The following is a 24219-nucleotide window of genomic DNA, read 5'->3' as shown; positions in this document are numbered from 1 at the left end:
GGGGCTGGTGTGATCACCCGAGTGGGGGCAGGGGGGATCAGCCCGACGACGTGAGCGGCGCGTCAGGTGCGACTGCAGGGATCTGCAGTAAAGGGGTGGTACGGAATCGGGTGCGGGACGTCAGGCGCCGAGAGCGGGGAGGACCACGGCGTCGATGTACGAATGCAGGAAGGCCTGCGTCGGTGGGAGCTCGTCGATCATGGTGCGGGCGGCGAAGGCGCCGATGAGCATGTGCATCACGTACTCCATCGCCGGGTTGTCCGCACGGATCTCACCTCGGTCGACACCGCGCTGGAGCACCTTGCGCAGCTCTTCCATCTCCGGCTCGATCAGCCATTCCCGGAACGCCTTCAGCAGATCCGGGTTCCCGTGCGCCGCCATGGCCAGGCCTCGCATCAGCGCGGAGTCCTGCTCCATCTGGCAGTCGTCCTGCCGGAGGGTCAGCGCGTGGAAGTCGCCCCGCAGGCTCCCGGTGTCCATGTCGCCGAACTTCAGCGGCTTCTGGTGCCGCAGGGCCTTCACGACGAGCTCGGCCTTGCCGCCCCACTGGCGGTAGAGGGTGGCCTTGCTGGAACGGGTGCGGGTCGCGACGGCGTCCATGGTGAGGGCGTCGTAGCCGACCTCCCGAAGCAGGTCGAGCACGGCCGTGTACAGCTCGGCCTCACGCTCGGGCGTGATCCGACTGCGACGCGCCGTCGCGGCTTCAGTCATCCCACTCACCTCTCCCGCTTCGAACGACACGGATTCGTATGTCCCTGAAGATACCCCCCGACACCAGCGAAACGAAACCGTTTCGTACGTGTGCTGGGTCACGCCGGGACGAGGCGGGGCGCACGGCGGGGGCGGGCTGGGTTCGTGCGGGGCGCGGGCGGTCCTGAACGCGCCCCACGCGCCCCTCTCGTACCGCGCCCGCGCCCCCGTCCCACAACGCGCCCCCGGTGCCACGAGTTGCCGGGGCCCCTCCAGCGGAAAAGCATGGGGAGGTGAGCCACGAGTACGAGAACGCGACGACGGACGAGAACTCCCCCGGCTATCTGCGCTTCCCGCACCTGAGCGGCGACCGGCTGTGCTTCGTCACCGAGGACGACCTGTGGCTGGCCCCGCTCGACGGCCGCGGGCGCGCCTGGCGGCTCACCGTCGACCGTACGAAGGTCGGCCACCCCCGCTTCTCCCCCGACGGCCGGCGGATCGCGTACACGAGCTGGCGCAGCCTCGTCCCGGAGATCCACCTGGTGCCGGTGGACGGCGGACCGGGCCGCCGGCTCACGTACTGGGGCAGCGCCGACACCCAGGTGTGCGGCTGGTCCCCCGAGGGCGACATCCTCGCCGTCGCCTCGCACGGCCAGCCCTTCTCCTACTTCACCTGGGCCTACTCCGTCTCCACCGACGGCGACCCCGGCCGCAAACAGCCCTGGGGCCCGGTCTCGGACATCGGCGTCGCCGACATCGCGGGAGAGCGGAAGACCCTGCTGCTCACCGGTACCCCGCCGCACGAACCGGCCGCCTGGAAGCGCTACCGGGGCGGGGCCATGGGCCGCATCTGGCTGCACGGCAGACAACTCGTCGCCGAACTGGGCGGCCACCTCGCCTGCCCGATGTTCGTCGACGGGCGGATCGCGTTCCTCTCCGACCACGAGGGCATCGGCAACCTCTACTCGTGCACGTACGAGGGCTCCGACCTGCGCCGCCACACCGATCACGACGCCTTCTACGCCCGGCACGCCTCCTCGGACGGCACCCGGATCGTCTACCAGTGCGCGGGCGACCTGTGGATCGTCGACAACCTCTCCCCCGAGTCGGTCCCCCGCCGCCTCGACGTCCTGCTGGGCGGTCCGCGCGCGGGACGGCGTACGTACCCGGTGCCGGCCGCGCAGCACGTGGACAGCATCTCCGTGGACGAGACGGGCCGGGCCAGCGCCGTCGTCGTCCGCGGCAGCCTGTACTGGCTCACCCATCGCGACGGGCCCGCGCGCACCATCGCGGACACCCCGGGCGTACGGGTCCGGCTGCCGGAGATGCTCGGCTCGGGCGGCCAGGTCGCCTACGTCACCGACGCGGAGGGCGAGGACGCCGTCGAGATCGCCTACCTGCCCCGCGCGACCGGCGCCCGCGAGCCGCGCCGCCTCGCCTCCGGCCGGTTGGGGCGCGTGCAGGAACTGGTGTCGGACCCGCAGGGCGAACGCCTCGCCATCGCCTCGAACGACGGACGCCTGCTGCTGCTCGACGCCACGGAGGAGCCGGGGGAGGCCGCCGAACTGGGCGGGCTGGAGGACCTCGACGAGGTCGATGAGGTCGATGGGGTCGGAGGGGCCGATGGATCGGGGGCCGCTGGGGAGGGTGATGCGGCCGGGGCGGCGCGAGCCGAGTCCGAGGACGGGGCGGGGGCCGGGACGGAGGCCGGGGACCGGGCCGGGACGGCGGCCACGGAGGCCGGGGAAGGGGAGGGAACAGGGGACGGGGACGCGACAGGGGCCGAGGCGGGATCCGGGGTGGAGGCGGGGTCCGGGGTGGAGGCCGGGGGTGTCCCGACGAGCGCGGCGGGTGAGGTCACCGAGCTCATCCGGTCCATCAACGGGCCGGTGACGGACCTCGCCTTCTCGCCGGACGGCGCCTGGCTGACCTGGTCGCACCCCGGGATCGGACGTTCCCTGCGGCAGATCAAGATGGCCCGCATAAAGGACCGCCTCGTCGTCGACGTCACCAACGGCCGCTTCGAGGACGAGAACCCGGTGTTCACGCGGGACGGCCGCTATCTCGCCTTCCTGTCCTGGCGCGGCTTCGACCCCGTGTACGACGTGCACACCGGCGACCTGTCCTTCCCCCTCGGCTGCCGCCCCTACCTCGTCCCCCTGTCCTCCGCCACCCCGTCCCCGTTCGCGCTGAACCCCGACGGGCGGCCGGTCGCCGGGGGGCTCGACCCGGTCGAGGACGGATCCGGCGACGGCACCGCGACGACCGTCGAGCTCGAAGGACTGGAGAGCCGGGTCACGCCCTTCCCGGTCACCGCCTCCAAGTACTCAGCGCTGCGCCCGGTCGCGGGTGGCGGCCTGGTCTGGCTGCGCTGGCCCATTTCCGGAGCGCTGGGCGAGACGTTCGCCAACCCGGACGACACGACCGGCCGGCCGACCCTGGAGTTCTTCAACATCACCAAGGCGAAGAAGTCCGAACTCGTCGACCACCTGGACTGGTTCGCCGTGAGCGGCGACGGGTCCCGGCTGGTCGTCGTCGACGAGGGAGACCTGCGCGCCGTCCCGTCCACCGAGTCCGGCGACAGCGACTCCACCGTCTGGATCGATCTGCGCCGCATCCTGCACGAGGTGAACCCGTGCGCCGAGTGGCGCCAGGCCTACGCGGAGGCCGGCCGCATCATCCGCGCCTACTACTGGGACCCGGACATGTGCGGCATCGACTGGGCCGCCGTCCTGGAGCAGTACCGCCCGCTGGTCGAACGGGTCTCCTCCCCCGACGAGTTCGCGGACCTGCTGCGCGAGGTGCTCGGCGAACTCGGCACCTCGCACGCGTACGTGAGCCCGGCCCGCCGCAACGAGGGACCGCCCCACTACCAGCGCTGGCAGGGCCTGCTGGGCGCCAACTTCGTCTGCCGTGACGGGAACTGGATGCTCAAGCGCATCCTGCCCGGCGACTCCTCCGACTCCAAGGCACGTTCCCCGCTGGCCGGTGCCGGCATCCGCGAGGGCGCGGTCCTCACCCATGTCGACGGGCGCCCGGTGGACCCGGTCACCGGACCGTATCCGCTGCTCGCGGGCGCGGGCGGCACGACGGTGGAGCTGACCTTCACCCCGGCGGAGGGCGAGGGGCGCTCCCGCCGGGTGGCCGTGGTCCCGCTGATCGACGAACGCCCTCTGCGCTACCAGGACTGGGTGGCCAAACGCCGCCAGGTGGTCCGGGAGTTGAGCGGCGGTCACTGCGGCTATCTGCACATCCCGGACATGGGCGGCTCCGGCTGGGCCCAGTTCAACCGCGATCTGCGGATGGAGGTCTCGCGCCCGGCCCTCATCGTCGACGTGCGGGGCAACGCGGGCGGCCACATCAGCGAACTCGTCGTCGAGAAGCTGACCCGCACGATTCTCGGCTGGGACCTGACCCGTGACGCCCAGCCGGTGTCGTACGCCTCCAACGCCCCCCGCGGCCCGGTGGTGGCCCTGGCCGACGAGGCGACGTCGTCCGACGGCGACATGATCACCGCGGCCTTCAAACTGCTGAAACTGGGCCCGGTGGTGGGGCAGCGCACCTGGGGCGGCGTCGTCGGCATGACCGGCCGGCACCGCCTCGGCGACGGCACGGTCATCACGGTGCCCATGAACGCCGCCTGGTTCGACGCGTACGGCTGGTCCGTCGAAAACTACGGTGTCGCACCGGACTTGGAGATCCTGCGCACCCCGCTCGACTGGGCGGAGGGCCGCCACGCCCAGTTGGACGACGCCGTACAGCTCTCCCTCGACATGTTGCGCACCCACCCCGCGGCCTCCCCGCCGGACCACTCGGACGTGCCCGACAGACGACGGCCGAAGCTCCCCCCGAGACCGAACTGACCCACCACCGCCCCTGACCCGCCACCGCCCCTGACCCGGCACCGCCCCTGACCCGACCCTCACCCGCCCGAAGCGGCGCCCGTCCCTTCCCTCGGCTCCACCGAGCGAACCGGCCCCCGGCTCCACCGAGTCGGGGGCCGAACCGGTGACCGGCCCGGCCCGAGGGCGGCCCGAGGGGCACGAGCGCCGGACACGCGGACAGGGCGCCCTCCCGGAGGAGGGCGCCCTGTTCATTCAGGCCGAGCACAGGCACTTCGGTCAGGCGTCGTAGTCCTGGTCGAAGCGGTCCTGGGCCTCTCGGCGAGCACGCTCGGCCTCCGGCATCGCGCCGTCACGGCCGGCCGGGGCACGACGGCTCGCCTCGTCCTGGCGGCCTTCGGGGTGGCGGGCTTCGGGGCGCGTCTTCGTCTTGGCCTGCTGCTTGCCCTGCTGCTTCATCCGCTCGGCCTTGTCCTTGAACTGGTCCTGCATGCTCATGAGATTCACTCCTGTTGCGGGTGAGGGATTCGGCCCTCGATCTCCCCCTGGGAGTGGGGGAGGTCCGGGCCTCGACCAGACTGACACGCAGGAACACAGCACGCATTTCGGTCAGTCACTCACCGTGAGACACGCCGGTAGGACGCGTTCCGGAGGCCCGCCGGAACCCCTCGGGAGGCCTCTTGGCGGCTTCCGGGACACCTCCGGGGGCGCCCCGCCCGCCTCAGGGAGCGGTCGACTTCCGCTCCTGCTCGTCGGCCGCGCCGCCCGCCCCGACCAGCCCGGTCCGCACCTCGCCCAGGCGCGGCTCGAACCGCCGCATCTCGCGCTGCCCGACCGAGCCGATGACACCGGGCAGGTATCCCCGGACGCCCTGCATCCCGCGCAGCCACCACTGCGCGTACACATGGCTGGAGCGGCGCTCGATGCCCGCCACGATCCGGTCGACGGCCGGCCCCAGCGGATAGGTCTTGTTGGACGGCCACGGCAGCCTCTGCCGCAACTCCCGCATCACGTCGTCCTGATCGGCCCCGCGCACCATGTCGGTGTCGGTCCAGGACAGATAGCCGACGCCGACACGGACGCCCTTGTGGCCGACCTCGGCGCGCAGGCTGTGCGCGTACGCCTCCACACCCGACTTGGAGGCGCAGTAGGCCGACATCATCGGGGCGGGGGTCATCGCGGCCAGCGAGGCGATCTGCAGCAGGTAGCCCCGGCTCGCCGTCAGCGCCGGCAGGAACGCCCGCGCGGTGACGGCCGATCCGATCAGGTTCACCTCGATCACCCGCCGCCAGGCGACGGGGTCGGAGTCCATGAAGGGCCCGCCGCTCGCGACACCGGCGTTCGCGACGACGATGTCCACCTTTCCGAACCGCTGCTCGACCTCCCGGGCCACCCGCGCCATCGCCTCGTGGTCGGTGACGTCGGCGTACCAGTGGTCGCTCTCGCCGGTCAGCCGCTCCGAGACCCGCTTGAGCTCGTCGGCCTCCAGTCCGACCAGCGCGACCTTCGCCCCGCGCGCGGAGAGCTTGCGGGCGAGGAGCTCGCCGACACCGCGCGCCGCCCCCGTGACGACGGCGACCTGCCCTTCCAGGCTCACCTTGCTCATGCGCCCTCCTTGATCTCTGCGACCTGCTCGGCTTCCGCGGACTTCACGGCGTACGTGGCGACGAGTTCCCTGATCCGGGCGGTCACCAGGTCCGGCGCCTCCACCGGGGTCATGTGCCCGAGGCCCGGCAGTTCGGTGCTGCCGACACAGTTGGGCAGCGCCGCCACGAGGGCGCGCGCGTGCACGACCGGCGTCATGCGGTCCACGCTGCCCGCGATCACCGCGGTCGGCACCCTCAACTCCCGCACTCCCGCATCGAGATCGAGGGTGGAGAGCACGGCCGACCAGGCGTGGCGCACACCCCGCGGACAGGCGTGCACGATCCGCGCACAGGCCTCCACCATCGCGGGCGACGAACCGGGGCCCATGGTCGCGTACTTGAGGATCCGCCGGGCGACGGGCGTGACGGGCCCGAGCGGCGCGCGCGAGCCGAGCACGGCCCCGGTGAGACGGGTCCGCAGCCGTCCGGCACGCCACGGCAGCACCCGGGACTCCTCCACCAGTCGCGTGCTCCCCGTGCTGCACAGCAGCGCGGCCGCGGCGTGTTCGCGGAACCGCGGCCGCGCCGAGGCCGCCATCAGCGTCATCCCGCCCATGGAGTGGCCCGCGAGCACGGCCTTCTCGCCCGGCGCGAGGGTGGCGGCGAGCACCGCCTCCAGGTCGTCGGCGAGCGCCTCGGTGCTGCACGCGTCGCTCGCGGGACTGCGTCCGTGTCCGCGCTGGTCGTAGGCGATGACGCGGTGGTCGGCGGCGAGGTCCCGGATCTGGGCCGCCCAGAAGGCGGTCGAGCAGGTCCACCCGTGCGCGAGGACGACGGCGGGCGCGTCCTCGCGGCCGTGCACCTCGACGTGCAGTCGGGCGCCGTCCGCGGAGTGCGCGATCAGTTCCCGCGCCGGTACGGGGGGCGCGTACGTCCCTTGCGCCTCGTGCGTCAGTCGGCTCACGCGCCTGCCTCCACCTTCTTCTCGCGGGTGCTCTTGGTGCGCGGCTCGGGCGCGGCTTCCGGCGCTTCCCCCGGTGCGGGTTCCACCGTGCGCAGCACGTCGTACTCCCCCAGGTCGACGCGGCGCGTGGCGCCCCGGAACTCGGTCGTCGTGCCGGGCCACACGGTCGTGTTGACGCCGTTGGCGTCCAGGTACCAGCTCGTGCAGCCGCCGGTGTTCCACACCGTGCGCTTCATGCGTTCCTGGACCCGGTGGTTCCAGGCGTCGACGGCGCCGGGGCGGGCGTCGAGTGCCACGCGCCCCCCGAGGACACCCAGTTGCCGTACGAAGTCCGCCATGTAGTTGAGCTGGGACTCGATCATCAGGATCATCGAGGAGTTCCCGAGACCGGTGTTCGGTCCGATGATCGTCATCCAGTTGGGGAAGCCGGCCGCGGTGGCTCCGCGCAGCGACTTCATGCCGTCCTTCCACGCCTCGGCCAGCGTCCGGCCGTCCGCCCCGACGACCCGATCGGCGATCGGCATGTCGGTGACATGGAAGCCGGTCCCGAACACGATGGCGTCGACCTCCGCCCTGGTGCCGTCGGCGGCGACGAGCGTGGAGCCGTCGATCTCGGCGAGCCCGGAGGCCACCACGTCCACGTTGGGCCGGGTGAGCGCCGGGTAGTAGGCGTTCGAGAGCAGGATCCGCTTGCAGCCGATCCGGTAGTCGGGCGTCAGCTTCGCGCGCAGCTCCGGGTCCTTGACGGCGCGTGAGATGTTCCGCTTGGCGAGCCGCTCGACCAGGCCGAGTTCGTCGGGCCGCTTGGTGAAGGCCTGCACCTGGAGTTCCCGGATGCCCCAGAGCAGTCCGCGCCGGGCCTGCGCGGTGAAGGGCAGCCGCCGGTGCAGCCACCGCTCGGGGCCGCTGATGGCCCGGTCGACTCGCGGCATCACCCACGGCGGGGTGCGCTGGAACAGCGTCAGCCGGGCGACGTCCGGCTGGATCTCCGGCACGATCTGGATGGCGGAGGCGCCGGTGCCGATCATGGCCACGCGCTTGCCGCGCAGGTCGTAGTCGTGGTCCCAGCGGGCCGAGTGGAACACCTTTCCGGTGAAGGTGCCGATCCCCGGGATCGCGGGGATCTTGGGGTCGGAGAGCGGTCCGGTCGCGGACACCACGACGTCCGCGGTCAGGAAGCCGCTGCTGGTCTCGATGCGCCAGTGGAGCTTGTCGGTGTCCCAGGTCATCATCGTGACCTCGGAGTTGAACCGCAGGTGCGGCCGGAGCCGGAAGACGTCCGCCACGTGCTCCAGGTACGCGCGGATGTGCTCCTGCCCGGAGAAGGTGCGCGGCCATTCGGGGTTGGGCGCGAAGGAGAACGAGTACAGATGCGAGGGGACGTCGCAGGCGCACCCCGGATAGCTGTTGTCGCGCCAGGTGCCGCCGACGCCGCCGGCCCGTTCCAGGACCACGAAGTCGGTGATCCCTTCGCGTCGCAGCCGTACGGCGGCGCCCAGCCCGCCGAACCCGGACCCGATCACCGCCACCCGTACATGCTCGTGCTCGGTCATCCCGACGCCTCCCTGGTCCGCGCGACCCTGCCAGTGAACACTGGCACAATCGGGAGGGTAGAGCAGCTTCGTACTCATGGGTAGGGGTCGCGACCGGGAAAGTTACCGGGGGTACGACGTAGGGTGCGGACGTGGCCGAGGGATCAGGAATGCGCGGAGCGGAGACGCGGACAGAGGGCGCGGCAACGCGAAAGCCCGGCGAACACCGCCGGGCCGCGCCGCCCGAACCCCCGAACCCCACCCCCGGCACCACCCGCCCCAGGACGGAGCCCGGCGCAGCCGCCTCCGCACCGGAACCCGGAACCCCCCGCTCCACACCGGACCCCGGCACCACCCACCCCGCGCCGGATCCCACCACAACCCGCTCCACACGGGAGCCCGCCGCCGCCAACTCCGCACCGGAGCCCGGTCGCCGCGAGTACCGCATGGAGGAACTGGCCGAGAAGGCCGGCATCACGGTGCGCACGCTGCGCTTCTACCGGGAGCGCAAGCTCATACCGCCGCCCCGGCGCGAGGGCCGCATCGCCTGGTACGACGACACCCACCTGGCCCGGCTGCGCACCATCTCGGCGCTGCTGGAACGCGGCCACACCCTGAACGGCATCGCCGAACTGGCCGAGGCCTTCGACCACGGCCGTGACGTCGGCGAACTGCTCGGGCTCGGCGAACCCAGCGAGGAGACCCCGGTCCGCCTCTCCCCCGAGGAACTGGCCGACGTCTTCGCGGGCCAGGTGACCGGCGAGAACCTCGCCGCGGCGCTCGACCTCGGCTATCTCGGCACGGACGGCGGCGAGATCGTGCACATCAGCCGCCGCCTCCTGGACGTCTCGGCGGCCCTGGTCCGCGAGGGCATCCCGCTCGCGGACGTCCTGACGGCGGCCCGCCGCGTACGCGAACACACCGAGGCCCTGGCAGAACTCTTCACCACCCTGGTCCTCACCGAGGACCGCACCTCCGACGACCTCCAACGCCTGCGCCCCCTGGCCAAGAGCGTCGTGGAGGCGGAACTGTCGATGGCGATGGACCGCCGGCTACGGGATCACCGCCCCTAGTCCGTGCCCGGGGAGGGCTGCTGGGTTGGCCGGTCGTCAACCCAGCGACGGATCCCGCCGCCCTCCCGCGCAGAGCACTGGACGGCAATACAGCACTTTCAGGGCGGCCCTCGAAACGCCGCCGGAACGCAGAACCCACCGACGCTGGGTTCACCCCATCGAAGTACTTTCCGATCAATGAAAGACAGACGCGTGTTCGCAGCCCGAGAGTGAGGCCGAAGAAACCCCGGCGACTGTCCTACCAGTCCCGGGGCACGGCCGACACTTTCGAGGAGTGCCAACATGCCCAAGCCTAGATCCCCCCAGGCTCCGTCCGCCTCACGTTCCATCAAGCAACAGGGGGCTCTGGCCGCCCTGCGCCTCAGCCACATGACCGACGTGACCACTGCGCCCGATCGGCAGCGCACCACGATCCAGCAGTGTGCCGACCAGCTCGGCTTCATCCTGATCGGTGAAGCCTCGGACTTCGGGGTCTCCGCCCGCTCGACGTCACCGTTCGACAGGCCTTCCCTGTCATCCTGGCTACGGCGCCCGCAGCAGTACAGCGCCATCATGTGGTCCCGTGTGGACCGGGCTGTACGTTCTGTGGCACACATGGCCGAGTTGATCGCCTGGGGGCGCCGGCATGACCGAACTCTGGTCTTCGGAATGCCGGAGCCGGACCGTCCGCTCGTGGTGCACCCGCAGACAGACAGTGGCACGATCGGCCACTGCATGGATCTGGCGTATGCCGCTGAGCAAGAAGGCCACGCCATCTCCAGTCGGCTCACCGACAGTCACCAAGCGCTACGAGCGGCGGGTCGCTATGGAGGTGGCCTGGTCCCCTTCGGCTACGTGAAGGCACCTCACCCCTCGGGCAGTGGATGGTGCCTGGAACCCGATCCGGAGACCGCCTCAGTCATTCGGGGAATCGTGGCAGAAGTACACGCGGGGCGGTCCCTGATCGCGATTGCACGCAGCCTTGACGAACGAGACGTGCTGGTGCCGCGTGACCGACATGCCCAGCTCCAGGGGCGCCCTCTTGGCGGCCATCGCCACGGACGGGACTTCGAGCAGTTCCGCTGGACGTCCGGAACGCTGTCCAAGGTGCTACGCAGCCCGTCGTTGATGGGCCACCGCGTACATCGGCAGCAGACTGTTCGTGACAGCGAGGGTGCACCGGTACTGATCGGAGCGCCCTTGCTCACAGAGGACGAATTCACCACTCTGCAACAGCTCTTGCTGTCACGTTCGAATGGAACTCGAACCAAGCGCGGAACGACCATCCCGCTACTCACCGGAGTGGCGCACTGCGCGGGATGCGGAGGCCGCATGTACTTCGCCGCGCGGAAGGGATACCCACACGGCGACTACGCGTGCCGCGCCTCCGCCCGCGGTGACGTGTGCTTCTCGGCTGCCGCCATGCGATCCGACTGGCTCGAGGAGTACACGATCGCCCTCTACCGCGAAGCAGCCCCCACGAAAGCCGAGGTAACCCGGGAACGCCTTCTCGGCAGCGCTGCCCGCGTCACTGTCACAAAAGGGCGCTCTGGAGGCGGCCCCGCACGCCTGAAGGGTCCGGACACCTCGCGGCTCGCCTTCACCATGGGGGAGATTCCCGGCGTACGACGAGGCGACTGAGCGCCGGGGTGGCGTGCCTCACTCGATCGTGACGGCACGCCACACCAGGCCGGGGCGGATCAGGCTTCGAAGACCACGGTGACAGGAGCATGGTCCGACCAGCGCTCCTCATGGGTGGCGGCTCGCTCCACGTACCCCTTGACCGCACGCCGGGCGAGCCCAGGCGTGGCGACGGCAAGGTCGATCCTCCAACCTGAATCGTTGTCGAAGGCCCGCCCCCGGTAGGACCACCAGGTGTACGGGCCCTCCTCGTCCGGGTGCAGGGCGCGTACGACGTCTGCGTAGCCGCCGTCCTGCGCGTCGAGGACCCGGCCGAGCCACTCGCGCTCCTCCGGGAGGAAGCCGGAGTTCTTCTTGTTGGCGCGCCAGTTCTTGAGGTCGGCCTCCTGGTGGGCGATGTTCCAGTCGCCGCAGACGACGACCTCGCGTCCGTCGGCGGCGGCGCGCACCCGAAGCTCCTTGAGGTGGGCCAGGAACTCGCCCATGAACCGGACCTTCTCGTCCTGCCGGTCGGTCCCGACCTCGCCCGAGGGCAGGTAGAGGCTCGCGACGGTGACACCGGGCAGGTCCGCCTCGACGTACCGTCCGGCGGAGTCGAACTCCTCGGACCCGAAGCCGACGCGGACGCTGTCGGGCTCGCGGCGTGTGTAAAGGGACACACCCGCCCGGCCCTTGGCGGCGGCGGGAGCGTGCACGACGTGCCAGCCCTCCGGCGCGCGCACCTCCTCGGGAAGCTGCCCGGGCTCCGCCCGTACCTCCTGGAGGCACAGCACGTCCGCGGAGGTCGCCGCGAGCCACTCCACGAAACCCTTCTTCGCGGCGGCGCGGAGCCCGTTCACATTCACAGAGGTCACAGTCAGCACCCCGGCACGATACTTAATCCGTGCGGCCGTCCAGAACTCGATCTTTATCGGCGGGGCCGGCCCCGGCATCACCCGTCCACCCATTCGCCTATCGCATAGATGTACGGTATTACGCATGAATTTCCGTCCGGTTCCTTTCGACCACCCCGACGCCCTGAAGCTCAACGACCAGGTTCAGGCCGAATACGCCGTGCGCTACGGCGACGGCGGTGACGCCACGCATCTGGACCCGCGGATGTTCGCCCCGCCGGCCGGCCTCTATCTGATCGCGTACGACGAGCTGGACCGCCCGGTGGCCACGGGCGGCTGGCGCACCCAGGACGAGAACGACGAGGGCTACGCGGACGGGGACGCCGAGCTCAAGCGCATGTACGTGGTCCCCGAGGCCCGCGGTCTCGGCCTCGCCCGGCGCATGCTGGCCGCCCTGGAGGAGGACGCCCGCGCGGCCGGCCGCACCCGCATGGTCCTGGAGACCGGCTCCAAGCAGCCCGAGGCGGTCGCCCTCTACGCGTCGAGCGGCTACGAGCCGTGCGCCAAGTTCGGCTACTACCGCTTCCACGAACTGAGCCTCTGCTACGCCAAGGCCCTCTAGCCACCGGGGCGGTGGCCCTCCGGCGCTGCCCGGACCGGCCGCCGCCCCGGCATCGGCTCCCCCGCGGCCGGACGCCGTCCGAAGGACCGCCAGCCCCGGGGCCACCGGCGGGAGTTGCCGCCGCCTGTTTCCGGACATGGCAAGAGGCCCGCTCCCACGGATGGGAACGGGCCTCTTTGCTGCGGTGGACCTGTGGGGATTTGAACCCCAGACCCCCTCGATGCGAACGAGGTGCGCTACCAGACTGCGCCACAGGCCCTTGCAACGAGTGAAACTCTAGCATCCCGATCGAGGTGCTTGGTAATCCGTTCCTGCCTGGTCAGCCGGACCGCCGCGGACACCCGTCGCCCCACCCGTCACTCGTTGGCCGCGCGCGGCCGTTCACCGTCCTCGTACTGGTCGAACAGCGGCGTGCGGCCGCGCTCGCGGGCGCGCCGCGCGGACGCGGCCCGGCGGGCGTCGCTGCGGGTGTCGTCCGCCGCCCCGGTGCCCTCGGCACCGTCGGAGAGGTCCTCGTCGGCCGGCTCGGCCTCGTGCGCGCTCGGCTCCACCGCGCTGGAGCGCGCGGAGCTCCACGCGTCCGGCGCGCCCAGGTCCACGCTGGACGTCGCCCGCGGCGCGACCGGCGCGGTCACATAGGTCGGCAGCGGAACCGGCACCGGGTCCCAGCTCTCGCCCTGCGACGGCCCGCACTGGCGCTCCCGCTGCTGGTCGACCCACTCGGCGTGGTCGGTCTGCTCGACGAGGGCGCGACGGTCGGCGGCGAGGGCCAGGAGGCCGGGGTCGGTGTCGGGCGCGGAGCCCTCCTCCGGTTCGTCCGCCACGGCCTCGGCGGCCGTCCGCCGGCGGGGCTGCCGCTCCCGGAGCCGCTGCGCCGCGGCCTCGGCCCGGCGGCGGTCCATGGTGTAGGTGAAGCGCCGCCGCTCCTTGGCGCGCAGATGCACGATGTACGAGCTCAGCATCACGGCCGGCACGCCGGGTGCCCACAGGAACGCGAGCCCGCCCACGGCCGCGACGACCGCGCCGAGGGTGAAGGCGAGGAAGAGCAGGACCGTCGTGCGCCGACGGCGCGCGAGGACCTTGGTGCGCCGGGCCCGCGCCGCGGCCTCCGCCGATGCCGCCCGGCGCGCGCCCGGCGTGGCCTGCGCGGCCTGCTGCGGCGCGGACTTGGCCGCGGGTCTCGGGGCGGGCGGGCCCGCCTGGTGCGGTACGGACCGGGCGGTGCCCGAGGTCTCGTACGCGCCGCTCTCCTTGCCGGTCGCGCGTGCGCCCGGTCCCTGTTCCGCCTGGGCCGGCTCCGGCACCTGCACACGTTCCTGTACGTGCGGACGGTGCCGGTCCGTCGCCTGGGGCCGGGGCGGGGACACGGCGAAGGCCCGGACGTCCACCGAATCGGTGACGCCGTCCGGGTCGGCGCTGGGCTCCTCCTCCTCGGCGGAGCGTGCGCGCAGGTCCTTGGCGTATCGACGCTCCATGGCCGCCCGTCCGGACAGCAGCCGGATGGCGGTGCTGAAGCGTTCCGTCGGACGGGCTTCGTTCAGCTCGTCCTGCCTACGGAGCCACATCGGCACCAAGTAGGCGGCCCAGGCCCCGACGATGACTGCGTAGATGAGGCCGCTGCTGCTCACGCCTCACACGGTAGAGGGGTTTGTATGAGGCCATCTGCCAATTGCGCCGGTGTGTCGCACGATCCGGCTGATATTTCGACCTTTTTTTGTGACCGATGCGATCAGCAGGCCACCGCGAGCGTGAATTTAATGCCCTGGCGCGATCGCCTGCCGATCATTTTCGAACACCTATTTCATTTTCCGGGGTGTCCGCGCTTGCTCGGGTTCTGTGAACCGGCCTGCTCCGATCCGACCTGATCCGAGCGTCCCGGCGCCGGACGCGTCCGCCTCCAGCGTCCGAGCAGTCCCTCGGGGACTTCCTCCGCGGTGAGCGCGAAGACGAGATGGTCGCGCCAGGCACCGTCGATGTGGAGATAGCGCGGGCGCAGCCCTTCCTCCCGGAATCCGAGCTTTTCCACGACCCTGCGGCTGGGCCCGTTCTCGGGGCGAATGCAGACTTCGATGCGGTGCAGTCCGACGGTGCGGAAACAGTGGTCGCTCACCAGCGCCACGGCCGTCGGCATCACGCCGCGGCCCGCCACCGACTGGTCGACCCAGTAGCCGATGTGCCCGGAGCACATCGAACCCCAGGTGATCCCGGCGACGGTGAGCTGACCGACCAGGCGCCCCTGGTACTCGATCACGAAGGGCAGCATCCGGCCCGCGTTGGCCTCGGCACGCAGGTGCCGGACCATCTGCCGGTACGTCGGCCGGTGCGCGATCGGGCCGCTCGGCGTGGGTGGCGGGATCGTCGCCTCCCAGGGGCGCAGCCAGTCGCGGTTGCGCCGGTTCACCTCGCGCCAGGCCCGCTGGTCGCGCAGCCTTATCGGCCGGAGGACGACGTCGCCGTCCACCAGCTCGACCGGCCAGGATGGGCTGTTCAGCTCGCACCCCCAGTGCCGCTGGGTCTCTGGTGGTCGCCGCCGCGGATCTGGTCGACGGCGTGGATCAGGAGGGGGTCGAGAACGGCCAGTCCGTCCCTGACCCCGCCGGTGGAGCCCGGCAGGTTGACGATCAGCGTCGCCCGGGCCACTCCGGCGAGTCCCCGGGAGAGCGCCGCGGTGGGCACCTTGTCCCTGCCGAACGCCCTGATGGCCTCCGGGATTCCGGGGATCTCGCGGTCGAGCACGCGCAGCGTCGCCTCGGGGGTCCGGTCGGTGGGCGAGATGCCCGTGCCGCCGGTGGTGACGATGACGTCGTAGCCCGCCTCGACCCCGGCGCGCAGCGCCTCCTCCACGGGGTCCCCGTCGGGGACGACCCACGGCCCGTCGACCGCGAAGCCGGACTCCGCGAGGCCAGCGGCGACCAGGGGGCCGCCCTTGTCCTCGTAGACGCCGGCGGCGGCGCGGTTGGAGGCGGTGACGACCAGCGCGCTGTAGCCGGCGGTCAGTGCCGCGCCGATGACGGTGCCGCCGCTCATGCCCTGCTCCAGTCGCCCGACTTCCCGCCGGTCTTCTCTTCCACCCTCACGTCCGTGATGACCGCCCCCTTGTCGACAGCCTTGACCATGTCGATCACGGTGAGGGCCGCCACGCTGACCGCGGTGAGGGCTTCCATCTCGACGCCCGTGCGGTCGGTCGTCTTCACGGTGGCGAGGATCTCGACGGCGTCGTCCGCGACCGACAGGTCAATCTTGACACCGGACACCGACAACGGGTGGCACAGCGGGATCAGGTCCGGCGTGCGCTTGGCTCCCATGATCCCGGCGATGCGGGCGGTCGCGAGGGCGTCGCCCTTGGGGACCCCTTCGCCGCGCAGCAGCTCCACGACGCGCGGCGAGACCAGGACCCGGCCGCTCGCGCGCGCGGTGCGGGCGGTCACGTCCTTCCCGGACACGTCGACCATGCGCGCGGCGCCGGCCTCGTCGATATGGGTCAGCCGGTTCTGCACAGGTGCTCCGGAGGTCTCCCCCCGGGACGGAACAGTCATGCGTGGGCGCTCCCGGTCAGGGCCCGTCGCGGTGCGGCGCGTGGGCCTGGTGTGCGCGACACGTTACCGCCCGTCCGTCCGCCGCCGAATCGCCGTGAGGGGCCGTTCGCCCCCCGCCCGACCTGGGCGCCCCCGCGGTGGACCCGGGGCGGGCGCCCGCCCCGGGTCGCCGGTCAGCCGAGGAGGACGACCTCGACCTCGCTGCCGGGCTCGACCGAGGTGTCCTGCTCGGGGACGACGATCAGCGCGTCGGCGTGCGCGAGGGCGGCGACCAGGTGCGATCCGGCGCCGCCGACGGGCGTCACGGTGCCGTCCGCGTAGGTGCCGCGCAGGAACTGCCGGCGGCCCTTCGGCGAGGTCAGCGCCTTGTCCGCGGAGAGCTTCGCCCTGGTCGTGGACCGGTGGACGTCCGGCAGTCCCATCAGGGTCCGGATCGCGGGGCGTACGAACAGCTCGAAGGAGACGTACGAGGAGACGGGGTTCCCTGGGAGCGCGAGCAGCGGGGTGTGGTCGGGGCCGATGGAGCCGAATCCCTGGGGCTTTCCTGGCTGCATGGCGAGGGTGCGGAAGTCGATGCCGCCGCCCTCCTCGTCCTCGTCGCCGACGGACGAGAGCGCTTCCTTGACGACGTCGTAGGCGCCGACGCTCACCCCGCCGGTCGTGACCATCAGGTCCGCGCGGACGAGTTGGTCCTCGATGGTCGAGCGCAGGGTCTCGGCGTCGTCGGCGACGGCGCCGACGCGGTAGGCGATGGCTCCCGCGTCGCGGGCGGCCGCGCACAGGGCGAAGCTGTTCGAGTCGTAGATCTGTCCGGTGCCCAACTGCTCGTCGGGCTGGACGAGTTCGCTGCCGGTGGACAGGACGACGACGCGCGGGCGGGGGCGCACGCGCACGGTGCCGCGGCCGATGGCGGCGAGCAGGCCGATCTGCGGCGGGCCGAGGATGGTGCCCGCTTCGAGGGCACGGTCGCCCGCCTTCACGTCGCTGCCCTGCGCGCGGACGTGCGCGCGTGCCTCGGCCGGGCGGTGGACGTGGACCTGTCCGTAGGAGCCCTCGGGGGAGGCGCTGTGCGCGCGCATCCCGGAGACCGGCCCCTCGCCGAGCCCTCCGTCCGTCCACTCGACGGGGACGACGGCTTCGGCGCCCGGCGGGAGCGGGGCGCCGGTCATGATGCGGGCGGCCTGGCCGGGGCCCACGTAGGGCTGGTCGGCCTGGCCGGCCGCGACATCACCGACGACCGTCAGGACCGCCGGATACTCCTCGCTCGCGCCCGCCACATCCGCGACCCGGACCGCGTACCCGTCCATCGAGCTGTTGTCGAACGGTGGCAGGGAGACCGGCACCGTGACGTCCTCGACCAGGACACAGCCCTGGGCGTCGAGGAGTTGCAGCTCGATGGGTTCGAGGGGGCGGACGGTCGTGAGGATGTCCTCCAGGTGGTCGTCCACCGACCAGAGGTGTTCCTGGCCGGTGGTGCGGGTCGCGGCGCTGCTCAAATCCCTACATCTCCTCGGCTACGTAACTGCGAAGCCAGGTCCGGAAGTCCGGGCCCAGGTCTTCACGTTCGCATGCGAGTCTGACAATGGCACGCAGGTAGTCGCCGCGGTCGCCGGTGTCATAGCGGCGGCCCTTGAAGACGACGCCGTGCACGGGGCCGCCGACCTTCTCGTCCGCGGCGAGCTGCTGGAGGGCGTCGGTGAGCTGGATCTCGCCGCCGCGGCCCGGCTCGGTCTTGCGCAGTATGTCGAAGATGTGCGGGTCGAGGACGTACCGTCCGATGACGGCGTAACTGCTGGGCGCGTCCGCCGTGTCCGGCTTCTCGACCAGACCGGTCACCTTGACCAGGTCGCCCTCGCCGGTGGCCTCGACGGCGGCGCATCCGTAGAGGTGGATCTGCTCGGGCGCGACCTCCATGAGCGCGATGACGCTGCCGCCGTGCTGCTCCTGGACCTCGACCATGCGGGCGAGGAGGGGGTCGCGGGGGTCGATCAGGTCGTCGCCGAGGAGTACGGCGAAGGGCTCGCGGCCGACGTGCGGGGCGGCGCACAGGACGGCGTGGCCGAGGCCCTTGGGGTCGCCCTGGCGCACGTAGTGCATGGTCGCGAGGTCGCTGGACTCCTGGACCTTGGCGAGCCGGCTCGCGTCGCCCTTCTTCTGGAGGGCGGATTCCAGCTCGTAGTTGCGGTCGAAGTGGTCTTCGAGGGGGCGCTTGTTGCGTCCGGTGATCATCAGGACGTCGTCAAGACCCGCCGACACGGCCTCTTCGACCACGTACTGGATCGCCGGCTTGTCGACGACCGGCAGCATCTCCTTGGGAGTGGCCTTGGTGGCCGGCAGGAACCGGGTGCCGAGGCCTGCCGCCGGAATGACAGCCTTGGTGATCCTGGGGTGTGACTCAGTCATGTCCGCAACCATAACCGGTTGCTATGTGCAGAATCTGTGGCTCCGGTTAATTCACGGTCATATGAACTGATTAAGAGAGCTACAGGAGTCGCCTGTGAGACACGTCGGACGCGAACCAGAGCCTGACAAGCGAATGTTGCGGCGAGGACTCCTCCTGGTGAGAAACGGGTTGACGGCCGGTGACGTGCGGGAAACGGCCGCCGCGCTCGCCGCCCGCGCCCTGGAACTGCCCGAACTGGCGCGGGCCCGCACCGTCGCCGCCTATGTGTCCGTGGGGAGCGAGCCGGGCACCCTCGCGCTCCTGGACGCGCTCCACGCGCGCGGGGTGCGTGTCCTGCTGCCGGTCCTGCTCGCGGACAACGACCTGGACTGGGGCGCGTACACGGGGCCGGACTCCCTCACGGAGGTACGGCACGGCGGGAAGATGGCCCTCCTGGAGCCCGCGGGCGAGCGGCTGGGACCCGAGGCCGTCCAGGACGCCGACGCCGTTCTGCTGCCCGGTCTGGCCGTCGACGCCCGCGGGATGCGGCTGGGGCGCGGCGGAGGCTCGTACGACCGCGTGCTGGCCCGTCTGGAGCGCTCGGGCGCCGATCCGGCACTGGTGGTGCTTCTGTACGACACCGAAGTCGTCGACCGGGTCCCGGAGGAGGCGCACGACCGGCCCGTCCACGCGGTGGTGACCCCTTCCGGCGTCCGCCGCTTCCGCTGACGCGGGGGGGCCGGACGGCGGGCAGCGGGCTGCGGGCCGCGGAGGACGAGGCCCCGGAGCCGCGAACGCGAAGTGGCCCTCCACGCACGCGTGGAGGGCCACTTTCGTCGGGCACCAGCATCCGGCCGCCGAAGCGTCAGGGCTTCAGGGCTTCAGGACCAAGGTGTCGGTCGTCTTCTTGTCGACGGCCTTCTTGCTGAAGGCCCACGGCAGGAGTTCTCCCTTGGCCCACAACTCCGTCTGGTCGGTGTAGTGCGCGCTGTAGGCGTGCCCCGAGGCGCCCGTGAGGTTGATCCACTTGGACTTGTCGAGGTCCTGGAGGTTGACGACCATCCGCATCGAGGGCACCCAGACCACCCCGTAGCCGCCCGCCGCGTTCCAGCCGGTCGCGTTGACCGTCGCCTCGCCGCCGCCGAGGTTCCAGGGACCGCGGTTGAGCATGTACTGCAGGAAACCGGGGCCTTCGGTACCGAGGGTCTGGTTCTTCAGGAACAGGCGGTGCAGCCGGCCCCAGCTCCAGGTGTCGATGTCCTTGCCGAGCTTGGCGGTCAGCTCCCAGCGGGCGTCGCCCATGGCCCGCAGGAAGAGGTCGTCACGGCTGGTGCTCGCCTCTTCGGTGCGCGTCCTGGGCAGCTTCCACCAGTCGTTGTGCTCGTCGTCGATGATCTTCCGGATCACCTCGAACCAGCGGTCGCCGCCGTCCGGCTGCGCCTGGTCCGGCTCGCGCTCGCCGCACTCGCGCACCGTCTGGTCCTCGTCCGCGGGACCGGTGGTGTCGACCCGCTCGACCGACAGGCACTGGCCCTTGACCCGCAGCTCCTTGGGCAGCTTGTTGCCGAAGGCGAGCTTGAGGATGTTGCGCCAGGTGGCGTTGAAGTACGCGGCCGCCGCGGAGTCGGCGTCCTGGGTGTAGTCCCAGCCCTCCAGGAGCTTCTGCGCCTCGCGGACGTCCTTGTCGGGCACGTCGATCTTGAGCAGCTTGGGCACGATCAGCTTGGCGATCTCGCTGCTGTTGTCGAGCTGCATCTGGCGCATGTCGTCGGTCGAGATCTTGGCGCCGCCCCGGGTCTTCGACTCGATCAGGTCGGTGATCCGCTGGCTGCGGGTGCCGTAGCCCCAGTCCGTGGTGAGCGTGTAGGGGTACTTGTCCGGGTCGACGACCGCCTGGTTGGCGGTGACGATGTAGCCGCGCTTGGGGTTGTACTCGTAAGGAAGGGCGGACTGCTTGATGTAGCCGGTCCAGCGGTACTTCGAGTCCCAGCCCGGCGCGGGCAGCGAGCCGTCGTCGCCCTTGGCGCGCGTGGGGATCTTGCCGGGGAGCTGGTAGCCGATGTTGCCGCTCGCGCCGGCGCCGTCGGCGTAGACGAGGTTCTGGGAGGGCACCTCGAAGGACGCGGCGGCCTTGCGGAACTCGCTCCAGTCGGAGGCCTTGTCCATCGCGAAGACGGCGTCCATGGTCCTGCCCGGGTCCAGCGCGGTCCAGCGCAGTGCTATCGCGTACCCGTCGCCCCGATCGGGCGCCTCCGCGTCGACCGTGGCCTTCTTGCCGACCTGGACGAGTTCGTCGTCACGGTCGGAGAGCAGCGGCATCCCGTCCTGGGTCTGCCGGACGACGATCGTCTTGGCGGCACCGCCGGCGACCTTGATCGTCTCCTTGCGGGTGGTGAAGGGCAGCACCTTGCCGTCGTACTCGTAGCCCTGGCCGGTGATCTTCTCCAGGTAGAGGTCGGTGACGTCGACCCCGGAGTTGGTCATGCCCCAGGCCATATCGGCGTTGTGGCCGATGACCACGCCGGGCATGCCCGCGAAGGTGTATCCCGAGACGTCGTACTGGCACTTCGCGGAGACCGCGGTGCAGTGCAGGCCCATCTGGTACCAGACCGAGGGCAGCGACGCGGACAGGTGCGGGTCGTTGGCCAGCAGCGGCTTGCCGGTGATCGTGTGGCTTCCGGCGACGACCCAGGAGTTGGAGCCGATGCCGTTGCCGTTCACGCCGACGGCGGTGGGCAGGTCGTCGAGGACCTTGTAGAGCCCCGAGAGCTGGCTCTGGAACCCGGACGGCGTCGCCGTACCGCCCGCGAGCCCCGTGCCCGCGCTCGACGCCGAGGTGGTGTCCGAGGGGCCGTACGTCCCGGTGACACTGTCGTACGAGCCCGTCTGGACGATCGTCTTGTTCCGGCTGTACGGGTACTCGGGGTAGAGGTCCGCGATCTGCTTCGGGCCGAGCCGGCTCGTCATCAGCGAGCGGTCGATCTCCTCCTGCATGTTGCCGCGCAGGTCCCAGGCCATCGCCTTGAGCCAGGCCACCGAGTCGACCGGGGTCCACTCGGTCGGCTTGTAGTCGTTGGTGAAGCCGAGGGCCGCGTACTCCAGGGAGATGTCCTCGGAGCTCCGGCCCTTCAGGTAGGCGTTGACTCCCTCGGAGTACGCCTGGAGGTACTTCTTGGTGGAGGCCGACAGCTTGGTGTCGTACTCCTTCTTCGCGATGCGGTCCCAGCCCAGGGTGCGCAGGAATTCGTCGTTCTTGACCTGACCCTCGCCGAACATCTCGGACAGCCGGCCCGAGGTCATGTGGCGGCGCACGTCCATCTCGTAGAACCGGTCCTGCGCCTGGACGAAGCCCTGGGCCATGAACAGGTCCGCGTCGGACGAGGCGTAGATCTGCGGAATCCCGTTGCCGTCGCGCTGCACGGTCACGGGCCCGGACAGCCCGTCCATGCGGATGGATCCCTTGGTCTGCGGGAAGGAGGCCCGCACCGTGCTGATGCTCCAGTACGCGCCGAAGGCGATGCCTCCGATGATGGCGAGAACCAGGACAATCAAGAACAGTCGGGCTTTGCGCCCCTTCTTCCTGCCGGACTTGCCGGGCTGCTGGCCGGAAGAGGCGGTGGTGTTGGGGGGCATCGCTGTCCTTGCTGTCCTAACGCGAGCGGCAGGCGGTCCTGGAGTGCTGGGGCAACCATAGGCGCAGGGCCAACCGCGCCTTGACGCGGAGTAGGAAACCGGGAAGCACGACTGTTCGATCTTGCCTCCGGGAACGTCAAGAAAACGTCAAGAGTTAGGTAAGGTAACGAAGTACTTGCACTGAAGTGGCCGGCTTCCGGTGCTCGGATCCGGACGTCGCCCCCGCGGCACCGGATCGGCGAGAAAGGAACAGCCCCTGACTGTCCACCACCTCAACCAGCTCCTGCTCGTGTGCTCGCTCGTCCTCCTCGTCGCGGTGGCGGCGGTCCGGATCTCCTCGCGCAGCGGGCTTCCCACGCTGCTCGTCTACCTGGGAATCGGCGTCGCGATCGGCCAGGACGGAGTCGGCGACGTCCAGTTCAGCAACGCCGAACTGACCCAGGTCATCGGATACGCGGCCCTGGTCGTGATCCTGGCCGAGGGCGGACTCGGCACGAAGTGGAAGGAGATCAGACCGGCCCTGCCGGCGGCCTCCTCGCTGGCGACGGTGGGCGTCGCGGTGAGCGTCGGCGTCACGGCCGCGGGCGCGCACTATCTGATCGGCCTGGAATGGCACCAGGCGTTCATCATCGGCGCGGTCGTCTCCTCGACGGACGCCGCGGCGGTCTTCTCGGTCCTGCGCAAGATCCCCCTCCCCACGCGCGTGACGGGCATCCTGGAGGCCGAATCGGGCTTCAACGACGCCCCGGTGGTCATCCTGGTCGTCGCGTTCTCCACCGCCGGCCCCGTGGAGCACTGGTACACGCTGCTCGGCGAGATAGCGCTGGAGCTGAGCATCGGCGCCGCCATCGGTGTCGCGGTCGGCTGGCTGGGCGCGTACGGACTGCGGCACGTGGCGCTGCCGGCCTCCGGCCTCTACCCGATCGCCGTGATGGCGATCGCCGTCGCGGCCTACGCCGCCGGCGCGCTCGCCCACGGCAGCGGCTTCCTCGCCGTCTACCTCGCCTCCATGCTTCTCGGAAACGCGAAGCTGCCGCACTGGCCCGCCACGCGCGGCTTCGCCGAGGGGCTCGGCTGGATCGCCCAGATCGGCATGTTCGTGCTGCTCGGCCTGCTGGTCACCCCGCACGAGATGGGCGACGACATCGTCCCGGCCCTCGTCATAGGCCTGGTGCTGACGATGGTGGCGCGGCCGCTGAGCGTGGTCGCGGGCCTGCTGCCGTTCCGCATCCCCTGGCAGGAGCAGGTGCTGCTGTCCTGGGCGGGCCTGCGCGGCGCGGTGCCCATCATCCTGGCCACGATCCCGATGGTGAGCGGAGTCGCGGAGAGCGAGCGGATCTTCAACATCGTCTTCGTCCTGGTCGTCGTCTACACCCTCGTCCAGGGCCCGACCCTGCCGTGGCTGGCCCGCAAGCTCCGCCTCGGCGCGTCCGCGGGGGCCTCCGACCTGGGCATCGAATCGGCGCCCCTGGAGCGGCTGCGCGGCCATCTGCTGTCCGTCGCCATCCCCAAGGGCTCGCGCATGCACGGAGTCGAGGTGGGCGAGCTGCGGCTGCCCCCGGGCGCGGCCGTCACCCTCGTCGTCCGTGAGTCGAAGTCCTTCGTGCCCATGCCGACGACGGTGCTGCGGCTCGGCGACGAACTGCTGGTCGTGGCCACCGACCCGGTCCGCGACGCGACCGAGAGACGTCTGCGCGCGGTGGGCCAGGGCGGCAAGCTCGCCGACTGGCTGGGCGTCGACGACGGCGGCAGGGAACACCGGACCCAGCACCGAACGGGTCTGTGACACACCACGACCGCCGCGCGGTCGGCCGGTTCTTACGAAACCCGGGACACGCTTCTTGAGAAGACCCCGCCGGGCTTACGACACATCGAACGAAAACGCGAAGACGAAGGGCAATCACA

Annotated in this window: 19 protein-coding genes and 1 tRNA gene; 6 read left to right on the top strand and 14 right to left on the bottom strand. The window is 71.0% G+C overall.

What is annotated here, in order from left to right; translation table 11 throughout:
* Window positions 1-120 precede the first annotated feature (120 nt).
* The gene (locus tag ACZ4TO_RS27600; protein WP_382791637.1) at window positions 121-711 is read right to left on the bottom strand and encodes a TetR/AcrR family transcriptional regulator; all 591 of its coding nucleotides are present in this window, start codon (window positions 709-711) and stop codon (window positions 121-123) included.
* A 272-nt stretch (window positions 712-983) separates the two neighbouring features.
* On the opposite strand from ACZ4TO_RS27600, the gene ACZ4TO_RS27595 reads away from it, so the two are divergent.
* The gene (locus ACZ4TO_RS27595) at window positions 984-4553 is read left to right on the top strand and encodes a S41 family peptidase (RefSeq protein ID WP_468025493.1); all 3570 of its coding nucleotides are present in this window, start codon (window positions 984-986) and stop codon (window positions 4551-4553) included.
* A gap of 258 nt (window positions 4554-4811) precedes the next feature.
* Here ACZ4TO_RS27595 and ACZ4TO_RS27590 read toward each other — a convergent pair whose 3' ends face one another.
* The 4 genes from ACZ4TO_RS27590 to ACZ4TO_RS27575 all read right to left on the bottom strand — a co-directional run bounded on the left by ACZ4TO_RS27590 (window position 4812) and on the right by ACZ4TO_RS27575 (window position 8635).
* Entirely contained in the window at window positions 4812-5030 is a 219-nt protein-coding gene (locus ACZ4TO_RS27590; protein ID WP_382791632.1) for a hypothetical protein, read from the bottom strand.
* Between the two features lie 223 nt (window positions 5031-5253).
* Window positions 5254-6138: an SDR family oxidoreductase gene (locus ACZ4TO_RS27585; RefSeq protein ID WP_382791629.1), complete on the bottom strand. Its 885-nt coding sequence runs from the start codon at window positions 6136-6138 to the stop codon at window positions 5254-5256.
* Window positions 6135-7082 (bottom strand): alpha/beta fold hydrolase, encoded by a 948-nt coding sequence (locus tag ACZ4TO_RS27580; protein ID WP_385042463.1) that lies wholly within the window; start codon window positions 7080-7082, stop codon window positions 6135-6137. Before ACZ4TO_RS27580 ends, ACZ4TO_RS27585 begins: the two co-directional genes overlap by 4 nt.
* On the bottom strand, window positions 7079-8635 hold the full coding sequence (locus ACZ4TO_RS27575; protein ID WP_468025492.1) for a flavin-containing monooxygenase: 1557 nt from the start codon (window positions 8633-8635) through the stop codon (window positions 7079-7081). The genes ACZ4TO_RS27580 and ACZ4TO_RS27575 overlap by 4 nt, the downstream gene beginning before the upstream one ends.
* Before the next feature lie 425 nt (window positions 8636-9060).
* Here ACZ4TO_RS27575 and ACZ4TO_RS27570 point away from each other — a divergent pair, with 425 nt between their 5' ends.
* Complete coding sequence (locus ACZ4TO_RS27570; RefSeq protein WP_468025491.1) at window positions 9061-9687, top strand: MerR family transcriptional regulator; 627 nt, start codon at window positions 9061-9063, stop codon at window positions 9685-9687.
* A gap of 369 nt (window positions 9688-10056) precedes the next feature.
* Window positions 10057-11307: a recombinase family protein gene (locus ACZ4TO_RS27565; protein ID WP_468025490.1), complete on the top strand. Its 1251-nt coding sequence runs from the start codon at window positions 10057-10059 to the stop codon at window positions 11305-11307.
* Window positions 11308-11366: 59 nt separating this feature from the next.
* On the opposite strand, the gene ACZ4TO_RS27560 is transcribed toward ACZ4TO_RS27565, so the two are convergent.
* Window positions 11367-12170 carry an exodeoxyribonuclease III gene (locus ACZ4TO_RS27560; RefSeq protein WP_468025489.1) on the bottom strand — a complete coding sequence of 268 codons (804 nt, stop codon included), beginning with the start codon at window positions 12168-12170 and terminating at the stop codon, window positions 11367-11369.
* 115 nt (window positions 12171-12285) lie between these two features.
* Between ACZ4TO_RS27560 and ACZ4TO_RS27555 the strand changes: the two genes are divergently transcribed.
* Complete coding sequence (locus ACZ4TO_RS27555; protein ID WP_382791618.1) at window positions 12286-12762, top strand: GNAT family N-acetyltransferase; 477 nt, start codon at window positions 12286-12288, stop codon at window positions 12760-12762.
* Window positions 12763-12947: 185 nt separating this feature from the next.
* Here the strand turns inward: ACZ4TO_RS27555 and ACZ4TO_RS27550 are convergent.
* The 7 genes from ACZ4TO_RS27550 to galU form a co-directional block, all read right to left on the bottom strand.
* A tRNA-Ala gene (locus ACZ4TO_RS27550) sits at window positions 12948-13021 on the bottom strand.
* 97 nt (window positions 13022-13118) lie between these two features.
* Window positions 13119-14390 carry a divisome protein SepX/GlpR gene (gene sepX / locus ACZ4TO_RS27545; protein ID WP_382791615.1) on the bottom strand — a complete coding sequence of 424 codons (1272 nt, stop codon included), beginning with the start codon at window positions 14388-14390 and terminating at the stop codon, window positions 13119-13121.
* A gap of 173 nt (window positions 14391-14563) precedes the next feature.
* Window positions 14564-15223, bottom strand: a complete 660-nt coding sequence (locus tag ACZ4TO_RS27540) for a GNAT family N-acetyltransferase (RefSeq protein ID WP_382791611.1) — start codon at window positions 15221-15223, stop codon at window positions 14564-14566.
* 26 nt (window positions 15224-15249) lie between these two features.
* Window positions 15250-15789: a MogA/MoaB family molybdenum cofactor biosynthesis protein gene (locus ACZ4TO_RS27535; RefSeq protein WP_385042459.1), complete on the bottom strand. Its 540-nt coding sequence runs from the start codon at window positions 15787-15789 to the stop codon at window positions 15250-15252.
* Entirely contained in the window at window positions 15786-16298 is a 513-nt protein-coding gene (gene moaC, locus ACZ4TO_RS27530) for a cyclic pyranopterin monophosphate synthase MoaC (protein WP_382791605.1), read from the bottom strand. The genes ACZ4TO_RS27535 and moaC overlap by 4 nt, the downstream gene beginning before the upstream one ends.
* 173 nt (window positions 16299-16471) lie before the next feature.
* Entirely contained in the window at window positions 16472-17794 is a 1323-nt protein-coding gene (gene glp, locus ACZ4TO_RS27525; RefSeq protein ID WP_382791602.1) for a molybdotransferase-like divisome protein Glp, read from the bottom strand.
* Window positions 17795-17798: 4 nt separating this feature from the next.
* Window positions 17799-18701, bottom strand: a complete 903-nt coding sequence (gene galU / locus ACZ4TO_RS27520; RefSeq protein WP_382791599.1) for a UTP--glucose-1-phosphate uridylyltransferase GalU — start codon at window positions 18699-18701, stop codon at window positions 17799-17801.
* Between the two features lie 133 nt (window positions 18702-18834).
* Between galU and ACZ4TO_RS27515 the strand changes: the two genes are divergently transcribed.
* Window positions 18835-19410, top strand: coding sequence for a 5-formyltetrahydrofolate cyclo-ligase (locus tag ACZ4TO_RS27515; protein ID WP_382791597.1), 576 nt, complete (start codon window positions 18835-18837; stop codon window positions 19408-19410).
* A gap of 144 nt (window positions 19411-19554) precedes the next feature.
* Here ACZ4TO_RS27515 and ACZ4TO_RS27510 read toward each other — a convergent pair whose 3' ends face one another.
* Window positions 19555-22314, bottom strand: coding sequence for a penicillin acylase family protein (locus tag ACZ4TO_RS27510; protein ID WP_382791593.1), 2760 nt, complete (start codon window positions 22312-22314; stop codon window positions 19555-19557).
* Between the two features lie 199 nt (window positions 22315-22513).
* On the opposite strand from ACZ4TO_RS27510, the gene ACZ4TO_RS27505 reads away from it, so the two are divergent.
* The gene (locus tag ACZ4TO_RS27505) at window positions 22514-24100 is read left to right on the top strand and encodes a potassium/proton antiporter (protein WP_385042458.1); all 1587 of its coding nucleotides are present in this window, start codon (window positions 22514-22516) and stop codon (window positions 24098-24100) included.
* Window positions 24101-24219 lie beyond the last annotated feature (119 nt).

The sequence above is a fragment of the Streptomyces sp. NPDC028298 genome (assembly GCF_055565895.1).
This window is presented reverse-complemented; position numbering and strand designations above follow the sequence as displayed.